The 409-nt window shown below is 38.1% G+C and carries 1 protein-coding gene; it reads left to right on the plus strand.

Features of this window, described 5'->3' with window-relative positions:
- Positions 1–189: 189 nt before the first annotated feature.
- A partial coding sequence (locus JEM65_RS21010; protein ID WP_233530775.1) for a glycoside hydrolase family 20 zincin-like fold domain-containing protein occupies positions 190–409 on the plus strand: 220 nt, incomplete at its 3' end.

Consider the following 409-nt stretch of genomic DNA (forward strand, 5'->3'; position numbering starts at 1 on the left):
GTCTCAAAAACACTTTACTTTCAGGACTATTTATGTTGCTGACCACTATTGGTTTTGCACAAACGATCGACATTCATCCCGTACCGCAACAGGTATCATTTTCTAGTTTTACAGCACTGCCTAATACGTTTAGCATAGAGCAAAAAAGCACAGATAAAGCCACGCAAAATCTACTCGCTACATTTTTTAATGCGGAGAACACTTCCAAAACAGGTTTTTCAANNGGAAGGTTATTATATCAATAGCAGCAATAAAAACATTACAGTTATTGGTAGAGATGCACGTGGCACCTATTATGGCGTAAGAACTTTACTTGCATTATTAGCATCAGAAGAATTGCCTTTAGGAGAAATCACAGATTATCCAGATGTTACGGCACGTGGTACGGTTGAAGGTTTTTATGGAACAC

Source organism: Gelidibacter salicanalis, assembly GCF_016469035.1.
In the GTDB taxonomy this organism is placed as follows: domain Bacteria; phylum Bacteroidota; class Bacteroidia; order Flavobacteriales; family Flavobacteriaceae; genus Gelidibacter; species Gelidibacter salicanalis_A.